Raw genomic sequence first — 18,967 nt, forward strand, 5'->3', positions numbered from 1 at the left:
CCGGGAGCGCCTGACGGTCCGGGGGCGGGCTCAGCGGCGCGGGTTGGCGCGGCGGGTGGCGACGGCGGACAGGGGGTCCTCGGGCCAGGGGTGCCGGGGGTAGCGGCCCCGCAGCTCGGCGCGGACCGCGCGGTAGCCCTCGCGCCAGAAGGACGCCAGGTCCGAGGTGACCGCGGCCGGGCGGCCCGCCGGGGAGAGCAGGTGCACGACCAGGGGCACCCCGGCGATCCGCGGGGCGTCGTCCCAGCCGAACAGCTCCTGCAGCTTGGCGGCGAGGACCGGCCGCTCGCCGGAGTAGTCGATCCTGATCCGTGACCCGCTCGGCACCTCGATCCGCTCGGGGGCCGTCTCGTCCAGGCGGGCGCTCCACGGGACCAGCCGGCGCAGGGCCGCGGCCGCGTCGAGGCGCTCCAGGTCGGCGCGGCGGCGGGCGCGGGACAGCTCGGGCTCCAGCCAGAGGTCGGCGGCCTCGACCAGGGCGGCGTCGTCCACGGCCGGCCAGGGATCGCCGAGCGCGCGCCGGCAGAACGCCAGGCGCTCGCGCAGGGCGGCGGCCTCGGGGGTCCAGCGCAGGATCGACGGGCCCTCGGCGCGCAGGCCGTCCAGCAGGGCGGGCCGGACGTCGGCGTCGCTGAGGGGGACCGAGGAGAGTTCGACGGCGCCGAGGCGCTCGACCCGGCGGGCCGTGACGTCCCCCCGCCGCTCTCCCGGCGGGACGCGCCAGGCGACCTCGTCCGCGACGGAGTACAGGGGTGCGGCGGCCGATCTCGCGGTCTCCTCGTCGATCACGACGGCCTGCCTGATCCGGGCCGCCGCCGAGCCCGCGGGCCGGTCCGCGACCGCGACCGCGAGCCATTCCGCGGAGCCGAGCCGGGAGCCCGCGGGCAACTCCGCGGCGGTTCCCGAGGCCATCAGGTAGGCTCCGCCCCGCCGCCTGGCCACCCGTTCCGGGTAGGCCAGCGCCACCACCAGCCCGGCGATCGCGTCATCGCTCCGCTCCCCGGCACCGGCTCCGCTTCCGCGGCCGTTCTCCCCCGGTACGGCACGGGCCAGACGCCCGGCCTCCTGACGCCAGCGGGCGGAGAACCCGTCGCCGCCTCGGCGGGCCGTACGCCAGACCGCGACCAGATCGTCGCCCGCGTCACGGGGGAGCTGCTCCGACAGCAGCGCGACGACCTCGGCGGCCCGTCCGCCGGCGTCGACGAGGGCTCTGGCCAGGCGCGGGTGGACGCCGGCCGCGGCCATCCGGCGGCCTCGGCCGGTGACCCGGGCCCTGGAGAGGGCGGGAGCGCCCTCCACTCCCGCGTCGTCCGCGCCGTCTGCCGTGCCCGGGGTCACGAGGGCGCCGAGGGCGCGCAACGTACGGTGTGCGGCCTCCAGTGCGGCGGGCGGCGGCGGGTCGAGCAGGGCCAGGCCCTGCGCGGCCGGGTCGCCCCAGCAGGCGGCCTGGAGGGCGAAACCGGTCAGGTCGGCGAGGGCGATCTCGGGGCGGCCGTGTTCGGGAAGCCGGTCGTGCTCGGCCGGGGACCAGCACCGGTAGACGACGCCGGGGCCCTCCCGCCCCGCCCGTCCGGCGCGCTGGTCGGCGGAGGCGCGGGAGACGCGGACCGTGGTGAGGGAGCCCAGGCCGCGGGCGTGGTCGGTGCGGGGCTCGCGGGCCAGGCCGGAGTCGACCACGATCCGGACGCCGGGCACGGTGAGGCTCGACTCGGCGACAGAGGTCGCCAGGACCACCCGCCGGGCGCCGCCGGGGTCGGGGGAGAGGACCTCGTCCTGGACGCGGGCCGGGGCCTGGCCGTGGACCTGGAGGATCCGCAGCCCGCCGGGGCGGGCCGGGCGCCCGCCCTGCGGTTCGCCGGGGCGGTCCGTGCGGCCGCCGCCCTGCGGTTCGCCGAGACGGCCCGCACGGCCGTCTCCCTCCGGACCGCCGGAGCGCTCGAGGTCGGCGAGCATTCCGGCGACGCGGCCGATCTCGCCGACCCCCGGCAGGAAGCAGAGCACGTCCCCGTCGTGCTCGGCGAGCGCCCGCCGCACGACGTCGGCGACGTGGGCCAGGAAGGCGGGGTCGACGCGCAGGCCGTGCGGCGGGGTGACGGGCCGGGTGGGCGGGGCCCAGACCGGGGTGACGGGGTGCATGGCGCCGGAGGCGCTGACGATCGGCGCCGCGGGCTCCGGCGTGCCGGGGCCGGGCGCGGTTCCCGGTCCGGGCGCGGTTCCCGGTCCGGTGGCGGTTCCCGGTCCGGAGGAGAGGCCGGCGGTGGTCTCCCGATCCGTGGAGGAGGCGGTGTCACCGGGGGTTCCGGTGGCGAGCAGGCGGGCCCAGGGGCCGGCGTCGGCGGTGGCCGAGGCGGCGAGGATCCGCAGGTCGGGGCGGAGGGTCGCGCGGACGTCGAGGAGGAAGGCGAGGGCGGTGTCGGCGTCCAGGTGGCGCTCGTGGCACTCGTCGAGCAGGACCGTGTGCACGCCGTCCAGCTCGGGGTCGCGCTGGAGGCGCTGGAGGAGGACGCCGGTGGTGACGACCTTGACGACGGTGCCCGGTCCGGCCCGGCGCTCGCCCCTGACCGAGAAGCCCACCTCGGCGCCGACCTCCGAGCCCAGCAGCCAGGCCATGCGCCGGGCCGCGGCCCGCACCGCCATCCGGCGCGGCTCGGCCACGACCACCCTGCCGCGGGCCGAGCCGTCGAGGAGCCCGGCGAGGGCGAGCGGGACGAGGGTGGTCTTGCCGGTGCCGGGAGGCGCGACGAGCACGGCGGTGCCGCATGCGTCCAGGGCGGCGAGCAGCTCGGGCAGGGCGTGCCGGACGGGCAGGCCCGACCACTCGGAGCGCAGGCGCCCGGTGCTCCCCGGCCCGTCGGCGGCCCGTCTGCCATGGCCCGGTCCGTTCGCGGTCCGTCCACCGTGGCCCGGTCCGTCCGTGGCCCGTCTGCTGCGGCCCGGCCTGTCCCCGGTCCGTCCGCCGTGGCCCGGTCCGTCCGGCGGCCGTCCGCTGTGGTCCTGTCCGTTCGCCGTCACGACCCCCATTCAACCCGCCGGATCCGGCCGGCCGGAACGAGGAGCGCTACGAGGAGATCGGCACGTTCGCGAACAGCCCGACACTGGGGATCTGGACGCCCAGTTCCTCCGCGGACTCGGGCACCCCGGTGAAGACGGAGTAGTACGACTCGGTGTCCCCCGGTGCGAGGGTCCCCGTGGTGGGGCTGCACGAGCAGGTGTCCCCGTCGGTCGTGGGACCGTACTTCCTGCCGCTGGAGGGGTCCACCAGCATCACGCCCGCGGTGCTGTTGTAGTAGAACGGGGCCGTCGCCGACTGCGACCCGAACGCGGTCCACGGGTTCCAGTCGTCGGTGCCGGCGTTGCGGACCGACCACTGCAGGGTCACCCCCTGCCCCTTGCGGGTGAGTGAGGCGATCTCGACGTGCAGGGGGATCCCGTCGATCCGGAGGTCCCGGCCGACCGGCAGGCCGTTCCCGGACGGCTCCCGCCCGCCTGCGTCCGGCCGGAGGACGAAGGAGAGCACGGCCGCCGCGACCGCGAGCGCGGTGACCGCGGCGAGCACCGGCACCGTCCACCGGCTCCGGGAGCCGTCGGCCGGAGAGCCGGCGATCGAAGAGCCGTCGACCGGCGAGCCGGGGCCGGACGCGATCCGGGTGGGGACCCGGGGCCGGGCCGGGGTCCAGCTGTCGCTGACCGCCTTGGTCGCGGCCTCGGCCGCCACCTCCTCCTGGCCGAGGAGCCGGTCGATGAGCTGCTGGGCGGTGGGCCGGCGGGCGGGGTCCTTGTCGAGCGCCCGCTCGACGAGGGGGCGCAGCCGTTCGTCGAGCCCGTCGAGGTGCGGTGCGTGGTGGGCGACCCGGTAGAGGACCGACGGAGCGGCCCCGCCGCCGAACGGGGGGCGGCCGGTGGCGGCGTAGGCGACCACGCAGCCCCACGCGAAGATGTCGGCCGCCGCCGTGACGCGCTCGCCGTTGACCTGCTCGGGGGACATGTACGAAGGGGTGCCGATCACCACGCCGGTGTCCCCGCTCGCCGCCTCCGCGAGCTGGGCGATGCCGAAGTCGATGACGCGCGGCCCGACCGGGCTGAGCAGGATGTTCGACGGCTTGAGGTCCCGGTGGACGACCCCCGCCCGGTGGATGGCCGACAGGGCCGTGGCCACCCCGACGGCCAGGGCGTCCAGGTTGGACCCGGTGACGGGCCCCTGCTCCTCGATGACGGTCGCGAGGTCCGGGCCCTCGACGTACTCGGTGACGAGATAGGCCCGACCGTCCTCCATGCCCACGTCGAGCACCGCCGCCGTGCAGAAGCGCGCGACCTTCTGCGCGGCCTCCGCCTCCTTGCGGAAGCGCCGGCGGAACTCCTCCTGCGCGGCGAGCTGAGGACGCATGACCTTGAGCGCCACCTGCCGGCCCGCGGGGTCGCGCGCCAGGTGGACGATGCCCATGCCGCCCTCGCCGAGGCGGCGGACCGGGGTGTAGACCCCGATGCGGTGCGGCGGGACGCCGGGGTCCGGAGGCGGCTGCCTGTTCATCACCGGCAATCTTGCCCGGCGCGGCCGGACATGTCAGGCATTTCTGATCACTGTGCCGTTACTGAAACCGACCATGACGGGCTCCGGGCGGGGACCGGTCCCGCCCGGGTCACCCCTGGCCCGCGGAGGGGTCCAGGACGCCGAAGCTCACCAGGGCGATGATCACCACGCCGAGGACCACCCGGTAGATCACGAAGCCGGTGAAGCGGTGGGTGCTGATGTACTTCAGGAACCAGGAGACCGCCGCGTAGCCGACCGCGAACGAGATCACGGTCGCCAGGATGGTCGGCCCCCAGGCGGGCGCCTGCTCCTCGCCGATGTCGAACAGCTTCAGCACGCCCGCGCCCAGCACGGCGGGGATGGCCAGCAGGAAGGAGTACTTCGCGGCCTCCTCGCGGCGGTAGTCGAGCAGCAGGCCCGCGGTGATCGTGCCGCCGGAGCGGGAGACGCCCGGGATCAGGGCGAGGGACTGGGCGAGGCCGTAGACGACGGAGTGGGTGAAGCTGAGATGCCGTTCCAGCGTGAGCTTGTCGCGGGCCTTCCGGTCGGCGAGCCAGAGGATCAGGCCGAAGACGATCAGCGTGGTGCCGATCAGGCGCAGGTCCCGGAAGATCGTGTCGATCTTCTCCTCGAACAGCAGGCCCAGGACGAGGATCGGGAGCGTGCCGACGATCACGTACCAGCCCATGCGGGCGGCGTGGTGCGCGCGCAGCGCGGGCGTCCACAGGGCCCGGGTCCAGGTGGAGATGATCTCCCAGATCTCCTTGCGGAAGTAGATGAGCACCGCGGCCTCGGTGCCGAGCTGGATCACCGCGGTGAAGGCGGCGCCCGGATCCGGCCAGCCGAGGAAGGCGGAGACGACCCGGATGTGGGCGCTGGAGGAGATGGGCAGGAACTCCGTCAGTCCCTGAAGGAGTCCGAGGACCACCGCTTCGAACCAGCCGATCAACGTGGATGCCTTCCCTGCCGCGCCTGCGTGACCTAGGCGAGGTTAGCGGAGGCATGGGGCGGCCGTGACTCGGCCATCTAGCGAGGGAACTGCCGGGTTCACCCGGCAGGGGAATCGCTTCCCTGTTACAGTTTCTTTGCTTGAAACGGGCAGGGCTTGTCCGTCGCCTACCTCAGCAGAGGAAAGCGAGAAGCCGCGCCCTTCAGGGAGCGGAGGAGTCACAAGGCTGAGGGCTCCGTCCTGCTCGGTTCGGTCCCGCTCGGCCGGAATCGGGGAGCGGGGCCGGGTGGAACCGGGGCCGGAGTGAGACGGGCAGGACCGGTGGCCGGAACGGGAACGGGGCCGGGGTCAACCGGCGCGTGAGCCGGACTCCCGGTCGAGGGGCCCCCACGCGTCGGCGCCCTGGCTGCCGATCAGCTGCTCGGCCTCCTCCATGACGGCGTCGTCGACGGTGGCCACGGCCTCGTGGCACTCGATGAGGGGCTCGTTGTCGGGCCCCCGGCCCACCTCCCGGCCGGACAGGACCCACGCCCTGACCCCGGGTCCCCGTTCGCGGCGCAGGTGGGAGTAGTCGTGCAGGCGGCGGGCCGCCCACAGCCGGACCGGTCGGTTCCCCCACCAGTCCTCGACGTCCAGGGGATTGGCGGACAGGCCCGGCAGCGCGGCCCCGGTGAGGGAGTCCCGGCTGCACCCGCTGGCCTCGTCCCTCTCCAGGTCCCTGGACCACCGGATGAACAGACCCCGCCGCTCGTCCAGCAGTGCCGTCAGCTCCGACAGGCTGGTGATGGTGGATGGTCGCGACACCATGGCGTTCACCTCGTCTCCCCGTGCTGATCGACGGTTCCCCCGTACGCCCGCCTCATGCCCGGATCGTGCGGGCGGCCGGCACATCCACGCCGCCGGGTACGGCACGGCGCGCCCACCTCACCGGTACGGCACGCCCACCCCGCCGGGTACGGCACGGCCGGGGCCGCCGGGCGGCGGCCCCGGCCGGCGCGTCGTCAGCGGTTCCCCTTCGCCGCGGAGATGTCGGCCAGAGCCGAGTCGGAGTCGCGGTCGATCGCCAGGTCCCCGATGCTCACGATGCCGACGGCGTGGTCGTTCTCGACTACGGGCACCCGCCGCACCGCCTTGTCGCGCATCAGCTGCACGACCTGCTCGATGCTGGTGTCGGGCCCGACCGTCGTGAGCTCCTCGCTGCACGCCTCGCGGACCGGGGTGTCGGGGCCCTTGTCCTGGGCCACGACGCGGACGGCGATGTCGCGGTCGGTCACGATCCCGCTGACATGGCCGTCGTCGGTGAGGATCACCGCGCCGGTGTCCTCGCTGACCATCAGCTGAGCCGCGACGGATACGGGCTGGCTCGCGTCGAGGGTCGCCGGATCGGCCGTCATCACATCGGCCACCGTCTTGCTCATGGGTCCTCCTCTGCTCGCGCTTGCCGGATTTCCTACCCCTCACGAAACGGACAAACAGGGATATTTAACGCGCGAGCCGGTGCCCATCCCTCAGGTGGGCACCGGCTCGCGGCGCACGGTCACGCAGGGTACGGCGGCCGCTGGTCCGGTGGCACCCCGCCGCCCTCCCCGCCGCCCTTGTTGCCCTTGTCCGTGCCGTGCGGACGGCCTCCGGAGGCCGCGGTGCCGCTGGGCGTCTCGGGCATGACGTCGAGGTTCTCGTCGTTGGTCGGTGCCCCGCCGGATCTGCGGAGCTCCGGTTGCTGTGGCTGGGTCATGGTCTTCTCCTCGCCGTTGGAGAGGGTCTGTCTTCCCGATGAGGGGGACGATGTCCCGCCGGGGCGGACCCGCGCCCGGCGCGCCGGCCGGTCGCCGGAGGGCCCCGCCCCTCCTCGTCTGGAGGCTGCCCGGAAGCGGGAGGGACGAACCTTAACGTATGGGCTATTTGGTGTTATGTCCGGCAATTAGGGCATGTGGGGATTATGACGATGCCAGAGGAGAACCAGCCCAAGACTGCCGATAACGACCCTCTGCTGGAGTCCGTCGCCGAAGAGGGGCGGGATGAGGAGCGGTCCGGGAACGGCGGCGGGGAGGCTGCGACCGGCGGGACCGGCGACGAGGGCCGCGGCGGCTGACCGCGGCCCGGTGCTGCCCGCCGGTGCGCGACGGCCGCCGGACGGCGCGGGCGGTCTCCGCCCCGCCGCCCGGCGGCGGTGTCGCACACCGGCGGGATCCCCTACGGCCGGATGACCGACACGTCGTCCACCCCGGCCTCCACCAGGGAGGCCCCCGAGGCGTCGGCCGCCTCGACGAGGATCCGCACGGTCTGCCCGGCGAAGGCCGAGACGTCGGCCTCCGCTGAGCTCCAGGCGCCGTCGCGGTCGGTGGCCGCGCCGAGCTGCTGGAACACCTGGGTCGTCCCGGACGGGCCGACGACCTTCACCCTCAGGTAGTCGGCGCTGGAGGAGTTGGAGCCGTGCGCCAGGTACCAGGAGAAGCGGAGCCTGAGCGCTCCGCCCGCCGGCAGGGCGATCTCCGGTGAGCGGATGCTCGTGACGCCGCCGTCGATGTCGTAGGCGCCGGCCGAGGAGCCCGCCAGGCGGCCGGTGACCAGGTCGTTGGCGCCGCTGACCGTGGTGCCGAGCTGCTTGGTCCCGCTGGAGGAGGTGGCCTCCGGGTCACCGCGCTCCCACTGGCCGGAGGTGGCGGTGTCGGTGCCGGACGGGTTCGCCGTCCAGCCGGTCGCCGTCTCGAACGTGTCCTGCCAGACGGCCTGCGGCGGGACGGCCGTGGCGATCGTCCACACGGCGTAGGCGATCGCGTCGGCGTTGCGGTCCAGCGCGGTGTCGCTGATGTTGGCGGTCGTGTCGCAGGACCGGTGGTAGCACGGGTCGAACGCCCGCCCCGCCGTACCGCCCCACAGGGTGGCCTGGGCGCTGGTCTTGGTGCCCTCCGCGCCGGTGAACGTGCCCCCGGCCGGGATGCCGACGGCGATGAACGGGCCGTAGTCGGAGCGGCCGTCGAAGTCGGTGCCCCGGGTCGGCACGCCGATCGAGGTGAAGTAGTCCTGGAGGGTCCGCTCCAGCTGGGCGGAGCCCGCCGGGCCGGGGCCCGAGCCGGTGCCGTCGGAGTTGTCGCCGTCGTAGACGAAGTAGCCGGCGTTGGGCGAGCCGACCATGTCGAAGTTCAGATAGCCCTTGATCTTCGCGCGCTCGGCGGACGGGAGGTTGTTCACGTAGTACTGCGAGCCGCGCAGGCCCAGCTCCTCGGCGCCCCACCAGGCGAAGCGCAGGTGCTTGGCCGGGGTGAGGCCCTGGCGGGCCACCTCCAGGGCGGTCTCCAGGATGGCGGCGCTGCCGGAGCCGTTGTCGTTGATGCCGGGGCCCGAGGTCACGCTGTCGAGGTGCGCGCCGACCATGAGGACGTCGTTCGGGTCGCCGCCAGGCCAGTCGGCGATGACGTTGTAGCCGGTCGCGCCGCCGTAGGTGAACGACTGCAGGGTGGTGGTGAATCCGGCGCCGTCCAGCAGGCCCTTGACGTAGTCGGCCGAGGCCCGGTAGCCGGGACGGCCGTGGGCGCGGTTGCCGCCGTTGGCGGTGGCGATGGACTGGAACTGGGACAGGTGGGCCTTCACGGCCGCGAGGGGGATGTCGGGCGGGGCGGCCGCCGACGCGGTGGGGATCATCAGGGGGGTGAGTGCCAGCGGGACGGCCAGGATCGCCGCCATCCCGATGGATCGGCCGATGGTTCGCAGGGTGCGCATCGTGCTCCTCGGGTCGGAGGTGGAAGGGTTCCCCCGAGCGGCGCGCACCCCTGGGTGGGGGTGCGCGCCGTACAGCATGGTGGTGCGCTTCGCGGGGCGCGGTGCGTCCCGCCCCGGCCGGTCGACGGCCCCGGCCGGTCACCCGGGCCGGTTCACGGCCCCGGCGCCGGCCGGGGACCGCTCCGGCGGGCCACTGAGTGGGTTACCGGGTGGCTACTTGGCGGGCTCGGCGTGCTTGCCGTCCTTGCCGTGCGCGTGCGCGTGGGCGGCGGGAGCGGCGGCCGACTTCGCCCGGGCGGCGGCGTTCCGGTCGGGGATGGTGGACAGGTCGTAGGCGTAGAAGGTGGTCGCGTAGGCGATGGCCTTGGAGTTGCGCTCCAGCGCGGCGGCGTTGATGTTGGTGATGCCGTCGCAGGCCGCGTGGTAGCAGGGGTCGTACGGCGCGCCGGCGGTGCCGCCGAACTTCGCCGCCTGCTCCTCGGTCTTGATGCCTTCGGCGCCGGTGAAGATGCCGCCGGAGGGGATGCCGTCGGCGATGAACGGGCCGTAGTCGGAGCGGCCGTCGAAGTCGGTGCCCTCGAAGCCCAGGCTGCGCTTGGCGTAGTACTTCTCGAAGAGCTTCTCGATCTCGGCGGAGCCCGCCGGGCCCGCGCCCGCGCCCTCGGCGTCGGAGTCGTCACCGTCGTAGAGGAAGGTGACGTCGTTCGGGGAGGCGACCATGTCGAAGTTCAGGTAGAGCCGGATCTTGTCCTTCTCCGCCTGGGACAGGCCCGCGACGTACTGCTCGGAGCCGAGCAGCCCGAGCTCCTCGGCGCCCCAGAAGGCGAAGCGCAGCTTGTGCTTGGTGGGCACCTTGGCCAGCTTCAGCGCGGTCTCCAGGATGGCGGCGCTACCGGAGCCGTTGTCGTTGATGCCGGCGCCCTCGGGCACGCTGTCCAGGTGGGCGCCGACCATGACGATCTCGCCCTTCTTGCCCCACCGCGAGTCGGCGATGAGGTTCTTGGTCCTGCCCACCGTGGTGGCGGCGTCGACCTTCAGGCGCACGGTGGTGCCGGGGCTGTCGGCCAGGTCGAGGCCGACCGCGGTGCTCGCCATCACGATCGGGAAGCCGAAGCGCCACTCGACGATGTCGAACTCCAGCGGGTCGGTACGGCCCGGCTGGCCCTCGTTGAAGAAGATCACACCGGCCGCGCCCGCCTCCTTGGCGTTGGTGGCCTTGTCGACGAACGGGCAGGTGCCGCGCTGGAGCAGCGCGATCCGGCCGGGGACGAACCCGGCGAAGTCGGCGTCCTCGCAGCCCGCGGTGGAGGTGTTGGGGGTCTCCGGGGTCGGGATGACCGCGTCGACCACCTGGACCTCCGCCGTGACGTCCCCGCCACCGGAGGAGTGCACGGTCACGAAGTCGGTGCCGACCGTGTAGGTCTTGGCCTCGGGGGCGGTCTGCTGCAGGACCGCGGGGGAGAACTCCTCCCAGCTGAGCGGGAACTCGACGTCGGTGGTCGAGGTCGTGTACCCGGCGCGGCGCAGCTTGTCCTGCACGTAGGCGAGGGAGGCGTCGTAGCCGGGGCTGCCCGCGGCGCGGTTGCCGCCGTTGGCGGTGGCGATCTCCTGGAACTTCTCCAGGTGCTTGTGCACGTTCTTGCCCTTGACCTGGTAGGTCATGGCGGTGGCGAGGACGTCGGGGACGTCGACCGTGGACGCGCTCGCCGGAGTGGTGAGGGCGAGGGGAAGGGCGAGGGCCGTGGCCATGGTGGCCACTGTGAGGCCACGGGCCGCTCCGCGTCGGAATTTCAGGCGCATAACGCTCCTCGGGAGTCTGCTTGGGGGGTCCCCATTCCGTACTAGAGCGGAACGTACCGTGATCAATCGCCAACGCATAGAGGAGCTGACGCGGAGTTGCGCGAATAGTTACCGAAGGTCCGCAGAAAGCCCTGGCCTTCAGGCCGGGGATGAATGCGGTCCCCGTCAGGGGATGACCCGCCGCCCGGCGGGACATCCCGGAGCGTGAAACACGGGACCTGCAGGCGCCAGGCCGGGCGGTACGGCCTCGCGGCATCGGCGACGTTCCTCCCCTATGCGGTTACCGCGACCCGAGGAGCGGGCAGCGCGGGAATCCCGGTGCCCGCCGTGCCGGTGTTCACCCTCCCCGATCATGGACCGGCCGCTAACGTGTTCGAGTCCGCACATGCAAGCGAGGGTGATCGATGGGATGGGGGAGGTGTTTCGCGTGCTGACCGGACGCAGGTACCGGCTGGAGTTCGACGCCGGGCAGAGGCTGTCGGCCGAGCGGATCGCCGCCGTGTGCCGGTCGGTGTGGAACACCGCCCTGGAGCAGCGCCGCGCCTACCGCCGCCGGAGCGCGTTCATCGGCTACGCCGAGCAGTGTCGGCAACTCGCCGAGGCCAAAAAGGACTTCCCCTGGCTGGCCGAGGCCCCGGCGCAGGCGCTGCAGCAGACGCTCAAGGACCTGGACGCGGCGTGCCGGCGGCACGGCACCTGCAAGGTCCGCTGGAAGACCCGGACCCGGTGGCGGCCGTCGTTCCGGTTCCCCACCCCCAAGCAGATCCCGGTCCAGACGATCAACCGCCGGTGGGCACGGGTGTTCCTGCCGAAATTCGGCTGGGTGCGCTTCCGGCTATCGCGGCCGCTGGGCGGGGCGGCGCGCTCGGCTACCGTCTCGCGTGACGGCGCCCACTGGTTCATCGCGTTCCTCGTCGAGGACGGGCAGTCCACCCCGGACGCGCATGCCCGGCCCGAGACGGCGGTCGGGGTGGACCGGGGCGTGGTGACGGCCGCCGTCACCAGTGACGGGGAGTTCTTCGACCGCCGCCACGCCACCGCCTGCGGCGTGTCCTCCTTCGAACCGCCGGAGACCGGCACGGCCGACCGGGCGCCCGATCGGGGCTACCTGTCACCCGGCGAGGCCGAGCGGTATCTGCGCCTGCAACGCCGTCTGGCCCGCGCCCGGAAGGGCTCGGCCCGGCGTAGGCGGGTGGTGCGTGCTCTGGGGGTGGTCATGGGGCGGGTCCGGCGGCGGCGGGCGGACTTCAACGCTCAGGCCGCGCACCGGCTGACCCGTGATTACGCGCACATCGTGCTGGAGGACCTGAACGTGCGCGGGATGACCGCGTCGGCGTCGGGCACGGCCGCGGCGCCGGGTGCGCGGGTGGCGCAGAAGTCCGGCCTGAACCGGGCGATATTGGACAAGGGCTGGTACGGGCTGGAGGTCGCGCTGCGCGCCAAGGCGCGCTACACCGGCAGCGTCATCGACAAGGTTCCGGCCGCGTACACGTCCCAGACGTGCTCGGCTCCGGCCTGCGGGCGGGTGGATGCGAAGAGCCGCGAGAGCCAAGCGGTCTTCCGTTGCACCGCCTGCGGGCAGGTCGAGCACGCCGATGTGAACGCGGCGAAATGCATCAAAATCAAAGGACAGGCGGCCGGGCCGGTCGTCTCAGGACGTGGAGACCTCGGGGGTGCCCGGGTCGGTGAAGCGTCAAGCACCCGTTCCACAGCGCGCGGCGCGCCGCGCGCTGCCGCGTGAGCGGCACGGGAATCCCCGCCCCCTTCAGGGCGGGAAGCAGGTCAAAGAATCCGGTCGACGCGGGGCCGAAGTGTCATGGATGTCCGGCGGTGCCGGGACCGCCGACCCTGTCAGGGTTTTCTCAGGGACGTCCGGGGAACGGGGGTCTCTCCGTCGCTCGTTCTGACAGATGAAGACCGACGAACCGGGGAGAGACCATGCACCGTTCGAGAAAGCACAAGATCATCGCCGGCGTCTGCGGCGGGATCGCCGACAGCCTCGGCCTGCCGCCCACGCTCGTCCGGGTGCTCTGGCTGGTGCTCTCGCTCATCCCGGGGCCGCTCTGGATCGCCTACGTGGCCCTGTGGATCCTCATGCCGAAGGCGCCGGAGACCGTCTACGGGCGCTGAATAGACTCGGGGCATGAGGCGACGCCCCCTGTCACTGATCCAGGACGACCTGGTCGACTACGAGAAGGCCATGGACCGGATGGCCGAGCTGGTCGGCGAGCGGCAGCGCGACGAGCGGCCGGACACGCTCTGGCTGCTCAGCCACCATCCCGTCTACACCGTCGGCAGGCGCACACCGGAGCAGCACCTGCCCGACCCGTCCCGCGGCATCCCCGTCGTGAGCACCGGGCGCGGCGGCCAGCTCACCTACCACGGCCCCGGCCAGCTGGTCGGCTACCTCATCGTCAAGCTCGGCGAGGGGGAGGGGATCGTCGACTACGTGCGCGAGGTCGAGCTCCGGCTCGTCGGCGCGCTGGACGCCCTGGGAGTCCCGGCCGAGCGGCGGGACACCCCGCCCGGCTCCGAACTGCTCACCGGCGTCTGGACGCGCGCGACCGGACGGAAGATCGTCTCGATCGGCATGCGCCAGAGCCGGGGCGTCACCAGCCACGGGTTCGCCCTCAACGTCGACGGCGACCTGACCCCGTGGAACTGGGCGGTGCCCTGCGGCATGCCGGAGGTGGAGATGACCTCGCTGGCCAACGAGGGCGTCGCGGCCGCCATGGACGGCGTCCGCGACGCGGTGGCGGCGGCCTTCGAGGCGCGCTGACCCCGCGGTGGGAGGGGCCGGGGCGCTCCGGGTCCGGCGGGCCGGGGGAGGGACCCGGCGGGCCCGGAGCGCCCGGGCCGGATCAGGGGACGGGCTCGGGCTCGCCGGTGGCGGCGTCGTCGTCGACCGTACGGCGCGGCCCGGTGAACCAGTGCCGGGCCGACAGCGCCCACCACAGCCCCACGCTCAGCACCATGACGCCCACCACGATGGGGGCGTAGTTCACCGCGGTCCAGGTGAAGTCCTCGCTGAACGGCACCGCCTCCGGGACCAGCGGCATGACGAAGTAGACCGAGACGACCGCGATCTCGACGATCGCGATCCAGCACATCACCTTGTACCTGCGTCCCAGCGTCCACGGGCCGGGCTCGAAGCGGTCGCCCATCCGCAGCCGGAGCCAGATCGGGATCAGGAACGCGAGGTAGAGCCCGATGACCGCGACCGAGACGACCGCGTAGAACGCGAGCGGCAGGCCGTTCGGGGCCTCGTAGAGCGCGGGCAGGGTGAGGACCAGGGCCAGCACGCAGCCGAAGACGATCGCGTTGACCGGGGTCCGGTTGGCGTCGACCCTCGACCAGAGCCGCCAGCCGGGGATCGCGCCGTCCCGGGAGAAGGCGTAGGTCATCCGGGACATCGAGGTCACGCAGCTCATGCCGCAGAAGAACTGGCCGACGGTGGAGATCGCGAAGATCGCGGTGGCCAGGTTGCCGGGGAGCGCCGAGTCGAAGATGGCGCCCACGAAGCCGCCCGCCTCGTTGACCGCCTGCACGTCGGTGGCCGCGAACAGGAAGGCGAGCAGCACGATCCAGCCGCCGATCGCCGAGTAGAAGATCGACTGCCACAGGCCCCGGGCGGCGGCCGTGGACGCGCCCTGGGTCTCCTCCGACACGTGCGCGCACGCGTCGAAGCCGGTGATCGTGTACTGGGTCAGCAGGAAGCCGAGCGGGAGCACGTAGAACCAGTAGGACGTGTCGGAGAAACCGGAGTTGTTGATCGTCTCGGTGAAGACGAACGACATCGACTGGTGCGAGTCGGGCCCGAAGACCAGGATCAGCACGACGGCGGCGGCGCCGAACACGTGCCACCACACCGAGACGTTCTGCAGCACCGAGATCAGCCGGTGGCTGTAGACGTTGATCAGCGCGTGCAGCACCAGGACGACCGCGAACAGGATGAAGGTGTTGCCGAGCGAGACCTCGAACCCCGGCGCGAACCGGTTGACCGTGATGTTCATGAACGTCGCGCAGCCGTAGTCGACCGAGGCGGTGACCGCGATCAGGCCGATGAGGTTGAACCACCCGGTGAACCAGCCGTGCACCGGCCGGCCCATCTTCGCCGCCCACCAGTAGATGCCGCCGGCGGTCGGGTAGGCCGAGACCAGCTCGGACATGCACAGGCCGATGATCAGGATGAAGACCGAGATCAGCGGCCAGCCCCAGGAGATGGCGATCGGGCCGCCGTTGTTCCAGGCCTGGCCGAAGGTGGTGAAGCAGCCGGCGAGGATGGAGATGATCGAGAAGGAGATGGCGAAGTTGGAGAAACCGCTCCAGGTCCTGGAGAGCTCCTGCTTGTAGCCGAGTTCGGCGAGTCGTCTCGCGTCCTCGTCCACCGGGGCCGGCTCGGTCATTCGGGCCTCCTTGCTTCGTGCGGGGGGTGGGGGGATCCGGGGCCCGCGCCCCGGACGTCGTCGATCAGCCGCCCGAACCCCGGGTCGCCGAGGTCCCGTACGGCCCGCGCGAACTTCCCGGCCGCCTCGGCCTCGTAGTCGAAGCCGGCGGCGGCGGCCTGCTCGCGCAGCAGCCCGTGGTGCACGGAGAACCAGAGGGTCCAGGTGATGTTCGACATGATCAGGTTGAGCCGGACCCGGGCGGCGAGCCGCGGGCTGTCCTCGCCGAAGTACTCCCGGGCCAGCCGACGGGTGAGGTCCGGGTCGTACTCCGCCTCGGCCGCGATGTCACCCAGTTCGAAGGCCGGGTCGCCGTTCCCGGAGAGCTGGTAGTCGACGATCCGCACCTCGCCGTCGCAGAGGATGAAGTTCGCCGGGAGCAGGTCGTTGTGGCAGGGCACGGCCGGCAGCGGGCGCGCGGCCAGCGCGCGCTCGATCTCGGCGACGGCCGGGAGCGCGTCCTCGTAGCCGCCGGGGGTGCGCAGGCCGTGCCTGCGGCACAGGGCGAGGAACTCCTCCAGCTTGCGGAAGACCGAGAAGCCGCCGACGAACGGGGGCCCGGCGTGCAGGCGGCGGCAGGCCGCCGCGATCGGCCCGGGCAGGGCCCGTACGGCCCGCGCGTCCAGCGTGACGCCGTCGAGGTACTCCAGCAGCAGGGCGCCGGGCATGCGGTGCAGGACCCGCGGGCCGACTCCGGCCTCGGCCGCCCGGAGGGTGTTGGCGATCTCGTCGTCGAGCGGGATGCCGAGGCCGGCGGCCGAGACGCGGGGGTCGAGGACCCGCAGCAGCCAGCGCCGCCCGTCGGCGGCGTCCACCCGGGCGACCCGGTGGCTGAGGCCGCCCGCCAGCGGCGTCTCGGTGACGGGTTGTCCCGCCCATTCGCGGACGCGCGCGAGAGCGTCTGGCATGCCGCACTCCTTTGGCCTACCTTCAGACCATTGATCCGATTCTGCGGACGAGTCGTTACAGAGCCAGTCACAGGGGGTTCCGGACATGAGACATCCCGACTCCGCGAGGGCCGTCGTGATCGGCGGCGGCGTGGCCGGTTGCAGCGTGGCCTACCACCTGGCGAGGCTCGGCTGGACCGAGGTCCTCCTGGTGGAGCGGCACGGGCTCACCGAGGGGACCACCTGGCACTCGGCCGGTTTCGTGGGCCAGCTCCGCTCCACGGTCACCCAGACGAAGATGATCATGTATTCGGCCGGCCTCTATCCCGAGCTCGCCGAGCTCACCGGGCTGGACCCCGGCTGGCGCGGGGTGGGCGGGCTCCGGCTGGCGACCACGCCGGAGCGGGTGGAGGAGTCGCTGCGCCTGGCCGGGGCCGCGGAGACCTACGGGCTGGACGTCGCGGTGCTGTCCGGGGCGGAGGCGGGGGAGCGGCTGCCGCTGCTGGAGACGGCGGACGTGCGGGCCGCGCTCTGGCTGCCGGGCGACGGCCGGCTCGACCCGGCGCTGCTGGCCCGGGCACTGGCCGCCGGGGCGGAGAAGCTGGGCGCGCGCATCCTCACCGGGACCGAGGTGACCGGTTTCGACATCGAGAACGGCGAGGTCACCGGGGTGCGGCTGGCCCGGGCCGCGCGGCCGGGCGCGGGTGCGGGGACGGACGTGAGCGCGGGGGCCGCTGCCGGTGCGCGGACCGGCGCCGGTGCCGGGGCGGACGCGGAGGCGGCGCCGGGGGCGGGTGCCGGGACCGAGGAGTGGTCCGTCCGGACCGGGACGGTCGTCATCGCCGCCGGGGCGGCCAGCGGGCGGCTGGGGCGGCTGGCGGGGGTGGACATCCCGGTCGTGCCGATCAAGCACCAGTACGTCGTCACCGAGCCTTTCGGGGTCTCCTCCTCCATTCCCACGGTCCGGGACCCGGACAACATCGTGTATTTCCGGGAGGAGGCCGGGGGGATCCTCGTCGGGGGGTACATCCGCACCCCCGAGGTCTGGGACACGCCCGCGCCGCTGGCCGAGCCCCGGACGCTGTTCCCCGCCGACCTGCCGAAGTTCCAGGAGTCGTGGGAGTCGGCGGTCCGGAGGGTCCCGGCGCTGGGCCGTACGGAGATCGTGAAGGTGGTGCACGGGCCCGAGGCGTTCACGCCGGACGGCGAGTTCCTGCTCGGCCCGACCCCGGTGCGCGGCCTGTGGGCGGCGGCCGGGTTCTGCGTGCACGGGCTGGCCGCGGCGGGCGGCGTGGGCAAGGTCATGGCCGAGTGGATCACGGACGGCACGCCTGAGTACGACCTGTTCGGCATGGACCTGCGCCGCTTCGGCGGCCACGCCCGGTCGGCCGCCTGGGCGCGGTCCAGGGCCCTGGACGCCTACTCGATGTACTACGACATCGTCTACCCGGGCGAGGAGCGCACCGCCGCCCGTCCGCTGCGCCGCTCCCCCGCCTGGGTGCGGCACGCGGAGCTGGGCGCCGCGTTCGGCGAGAAGGCGGGCTGGGAGCGGGTCAACTGGTTCGAGTCGAACGCCGGGGACGGGCACGACGGCCGGCCGGAGGGGTGGGCCGGGCGGATCTGGTCGCCGGCCGTGCGCGCCGAGTGCCTGGCCACGCGGGACGCGGCCGGGCTGTTCGACCAGACGTCGTTCGCCAAGCTGGAGGTCTCCGGGTCCGACGCGCTGGAACGGCTCCAGCGGGCCTGCGCCGGGGAGCTGGACCGGCCCGTCGGCTCGGTCGTCTACACCCAGCTGCTCAACGCCCGCGGCGGCATCGAGGCCGACCTGACCGTCACCCGCCTGGCCGCCGACCGCTTCCGCCTGGTCACCGGGACCGCCTTCGGCGTGCACGACGCCGCCTGGCTGCGCGGGCACGGGCTGGAGGTGCGCGACGTCACCTCCGCCCACGCCTGCTACTGCCTGTGGGGTCCGCGCGCGCTGGACGTCCTCGGCGCGCTCTGCCCCGACGACCTGGCCTTCGGCTACCTGCGGGCTCGGGAGATCAGCGTGGGGAACGTCCCGGTGCTGGCCCAGCGGGTCACGTTCGTGGGCGAGTTCGGCTGGGAGCTGTACTGCCCGTCGGAGTACGGCCTCACCCTCTGGGACGCGCTGATGCGGGCCGGCGCGCCGTACGGCCTGCGTCCCGGCGGGTACCGGGCGATCGACTCGATGCGCCTGGAGAAGGGCTACCGGGTCTGGGGCCTGGACATCACCCCGGAGACCACTCCACTGGAGGCGGGTCTGGGCTTCGCGGTCGCGCGGGACAAGGACTTCCTCGGCCGCGAGGCCCTGCTGCGGGACGCCGGACCCGCGCGGCGGCTGCGCTGCCTGGTCCTCGACGACCCCCGGCAGGTCTGCCTGGGCGGGGAGCCGGTCCGGATCGGCGGCGAGCCGGCCTCCCGCGTGACGAGCGGCGGGTACGGCCACCGGGTGGACCGCTCGATCGCCTACGCCTACCTGCCCGCCGGCCTGGCCCCGGGGGACCGGGTCCAGGTGGGCGTCACCGGGACCTGGGCGGACGCGTCCGTGGTCGCCGAGCCGCTCTACGACCCCGCCTCCGAGCGGATCAGGCGGCTGCCGGACTGACCGGCCCGCGGG

At 73.4% G+C, this 18,967-nt stretch carries 15 protein-coding genes; 5 read left to right on the top strand and 10 right to left on the bottom strand.

Annotation, left to right across the window (positions count from 1 at the left end):
• Positions 1–30: 30 nt before the first annotated feature.
• The 6 genes from HS048_RS36885 to HS048_RS06870 all read right to left on the bottom strand — a co-directional run bounded on the left by HS048_RS36885 (position 31) and on the right by HS048_RS06870 (position 7,212).
• Positions 31–2,829, bottom strand: coding sequence for an ATP-dependent RNA helicase (locus HS048_RS36885; protein WP_230881238.1), 2,799 nt, complete (start codon positions 2,827–2,829; stop codon positions 31–33).
• A 229-nt stretch (positions 2,830–3,058) separates the two neighbouring features.
• Complete coding sequence (locus HS048_RS06850; RefSeq protein WP_196466473.1) at positions 3,059–4,528, bottom strand: serine/threonine-protein kinase; 1,470 nt, start codon at positions 4,526–4,528, stop codon at positions 3,059–3,061.
• Positions 4,529–4,637: 109 nt separating this feature from the next.
• Entirely contained in the window at positions 4,638–5,477 is an 840-nt protein-coding gene (locus HS048_RS06855; RefSeq protein ID WP_196466474.1) for an undecaprenyl-diphosphate phosphatase, read from the bottom strand.
• 348 nt (positions 5,478–5,825) lie between these two features.
• A complete protein-coding gene (locus HS048_RS06860) occupies positions 5,826–6,284 on the bottom strand; it encodes a DUF6098 family protein (RefSeq protein ID WP_068896704.1) in 459 nt (152 codons plus the stop codon).
• 194 nt (positions 6,285–6,478) lie between these two features.
• Positions 6,479–6,895 carry a CBS domain-containing protein gene (locus HS048_RS06865; RefSeq protein WP_068896319.1) on the bottom strand — a complete coding sequence of 139 codons (417 nt, stop codon included), beginning with the start codon at positions 6,893–6,895 and terminating at the stop codon, positions 6,479–6,481.
• A gap of 119 nt (positions 6,896–7,014) precedes the next feature.
• Positions 7,015–7,212: a hypothetical protein gene (locus HS048_RS06870; protein WP_068896321.1), complete on the bottom strand. Its 198-nt coding sequence runs from the start codon at positions 7,210–7,212 to the stop codon at positions 7,015–7,017.
• Between the two features lie 204 nt (positions 7,213–7,416).
• Between HS048_RS06870 and HS048_RS06875 the strand changes: the two genes are divergently transcribed.
• Complete coding sequence (locus tag HS048_RS06875) at positions 7,417–7,569, top strand: hypothetical protein (protein ID WP_196466475.1); 153 nt, start codon at positions 7,417–7,419, stop codon at positions 7,567–7,569.
• Between the two features lie 101 nt (positions 7,570–7,670).
• On the opposite strand, the gene HS048_RS06880 is transcribed toward HS048_RS06875, so the two are convergent.
• Together HS048_RS06880 and HS048_RS06885 are read right to left on the bottom strand one after the other, a co-directional pair.
• A complete protein-coding gene (locus HS048_RS06880) occupies positions 7,671–9,197 on the bottom strand; it encodes a M28 family peptidase (RefSeq protein WP_084008177.1) in 1,527 nt (508 codons plus the stop codon).
• A gap of 213 nt (positions 9,198–9,410) precedes the next feature.
• A complete protein-coding gene (locus HS048_RS06885) occupies positions 9,411–10,946 on the bottom strand; it encodes a M28 family peptidase (RefSeq protein WP_230880757.1) in 1,536 nt (511 codons plus the stop codon).
• 478 nt (positions 10,947–11,424) lie between these two features.
• On the opposite strand from HS048_RS06885, the gene HS048_RS06890 reads away from it, so the two are divergent.
• From HS048_RS06890 to lipB, 3 genes are all read left to right on the top strand, one after another.
• Positions 11,425–12,738: a transposase gene (locus tag HS048_RS06890; RefSeq protein WP_307832382.1), complete on the top strand. Its 1,314-nt coding sequence runs from the start codon at positions 11,425–11,427 to the stop codon at positions 12,736–12,738.
• A 197-nt stretch (positions 12,739–12,935) separates the two neighbouring features.
• Positions 12,936–13,127 carry a PspC domain-containing protein gene (locus tag HS048_RS06895; RefSeq protein ID WP_068896325.1) on the top strand — a complete coding sequence of 64 codons (192 nt, stop codon included), beginning with the start codon at positions 12,936–12,938 and terminating at the stop codon, positions 13,125–13,127.
• Between the two features lie 13 nt (positions 13,128–13,140).
• A complete protein-coding gene (gene lipB, locus HS048_RS06900) occupies positions 13,141–13,776 on the top strand; it encodes a lipoyl(octanoyl) transferase LipB (protein WP_068896327.1) in 636 nt (211 codons plus the stop codon).
• 82 nt (positions 13,777–13,858) lie between these two features.
• Here the strand turns inward: lipB and HS048_RS06905 are convergent, their stop codons facing one another.
• Both HS048_RS06905 and HS048_RS06910 read right to left on the bottom strand, forming a co-directional pair.
• Positions 13,859–15,403 (bottom strand): amino acid permease, encoded by a 1,545-nt coding sequence (locus HS048_RS06905; RefSeq protein WP_196466478.1) that lies wholly within the window; start codon positions 15,401–15,403, stop codon positions 13,859–13,861.
• Complete coding sequence (locus HS048_RS06910; protein ID WP_068896331.1) at positions 15,400–16,350, bottom strand: phosphotransferase; 951 nt, start codon at positions 16,348–16,350, stop codon at positions 15,400–15,402. The genes HS048_RS06905 and HS048_RS06910 overlap by 4 nt, the downstream gene beginning before the upstream one ends.
• 85 nt (positions 16,351–16,435) lie before the next feature.
• Between HS048_RS06910 and HS048_RS06915 the strand changes: the two genes are divergently transcribed.
• Complete coding sequence (locus tag HS048_RS06915; RefSeq protein ID WP_196466479.1) at positions 16,436–18,955, top strand: FAD-dependent oxidoreductase; 2,520 nt, start codon at positions 16,436–16,438, stop codon at positions 18,953–18,955.
• Positions 18,956–18,967 lie beyond the last annotated feature (12 nt).

Origin of the sequence: Planomonospora sp. ID91781, assembly GCF_015711595.1 — a bacterium.
GTDB lineage: Bacteria > Actinomycetota > Actinomycetes > Streptosporangiales > Streptosporangiaceae > Planomonospora > Planomonospora parontospora.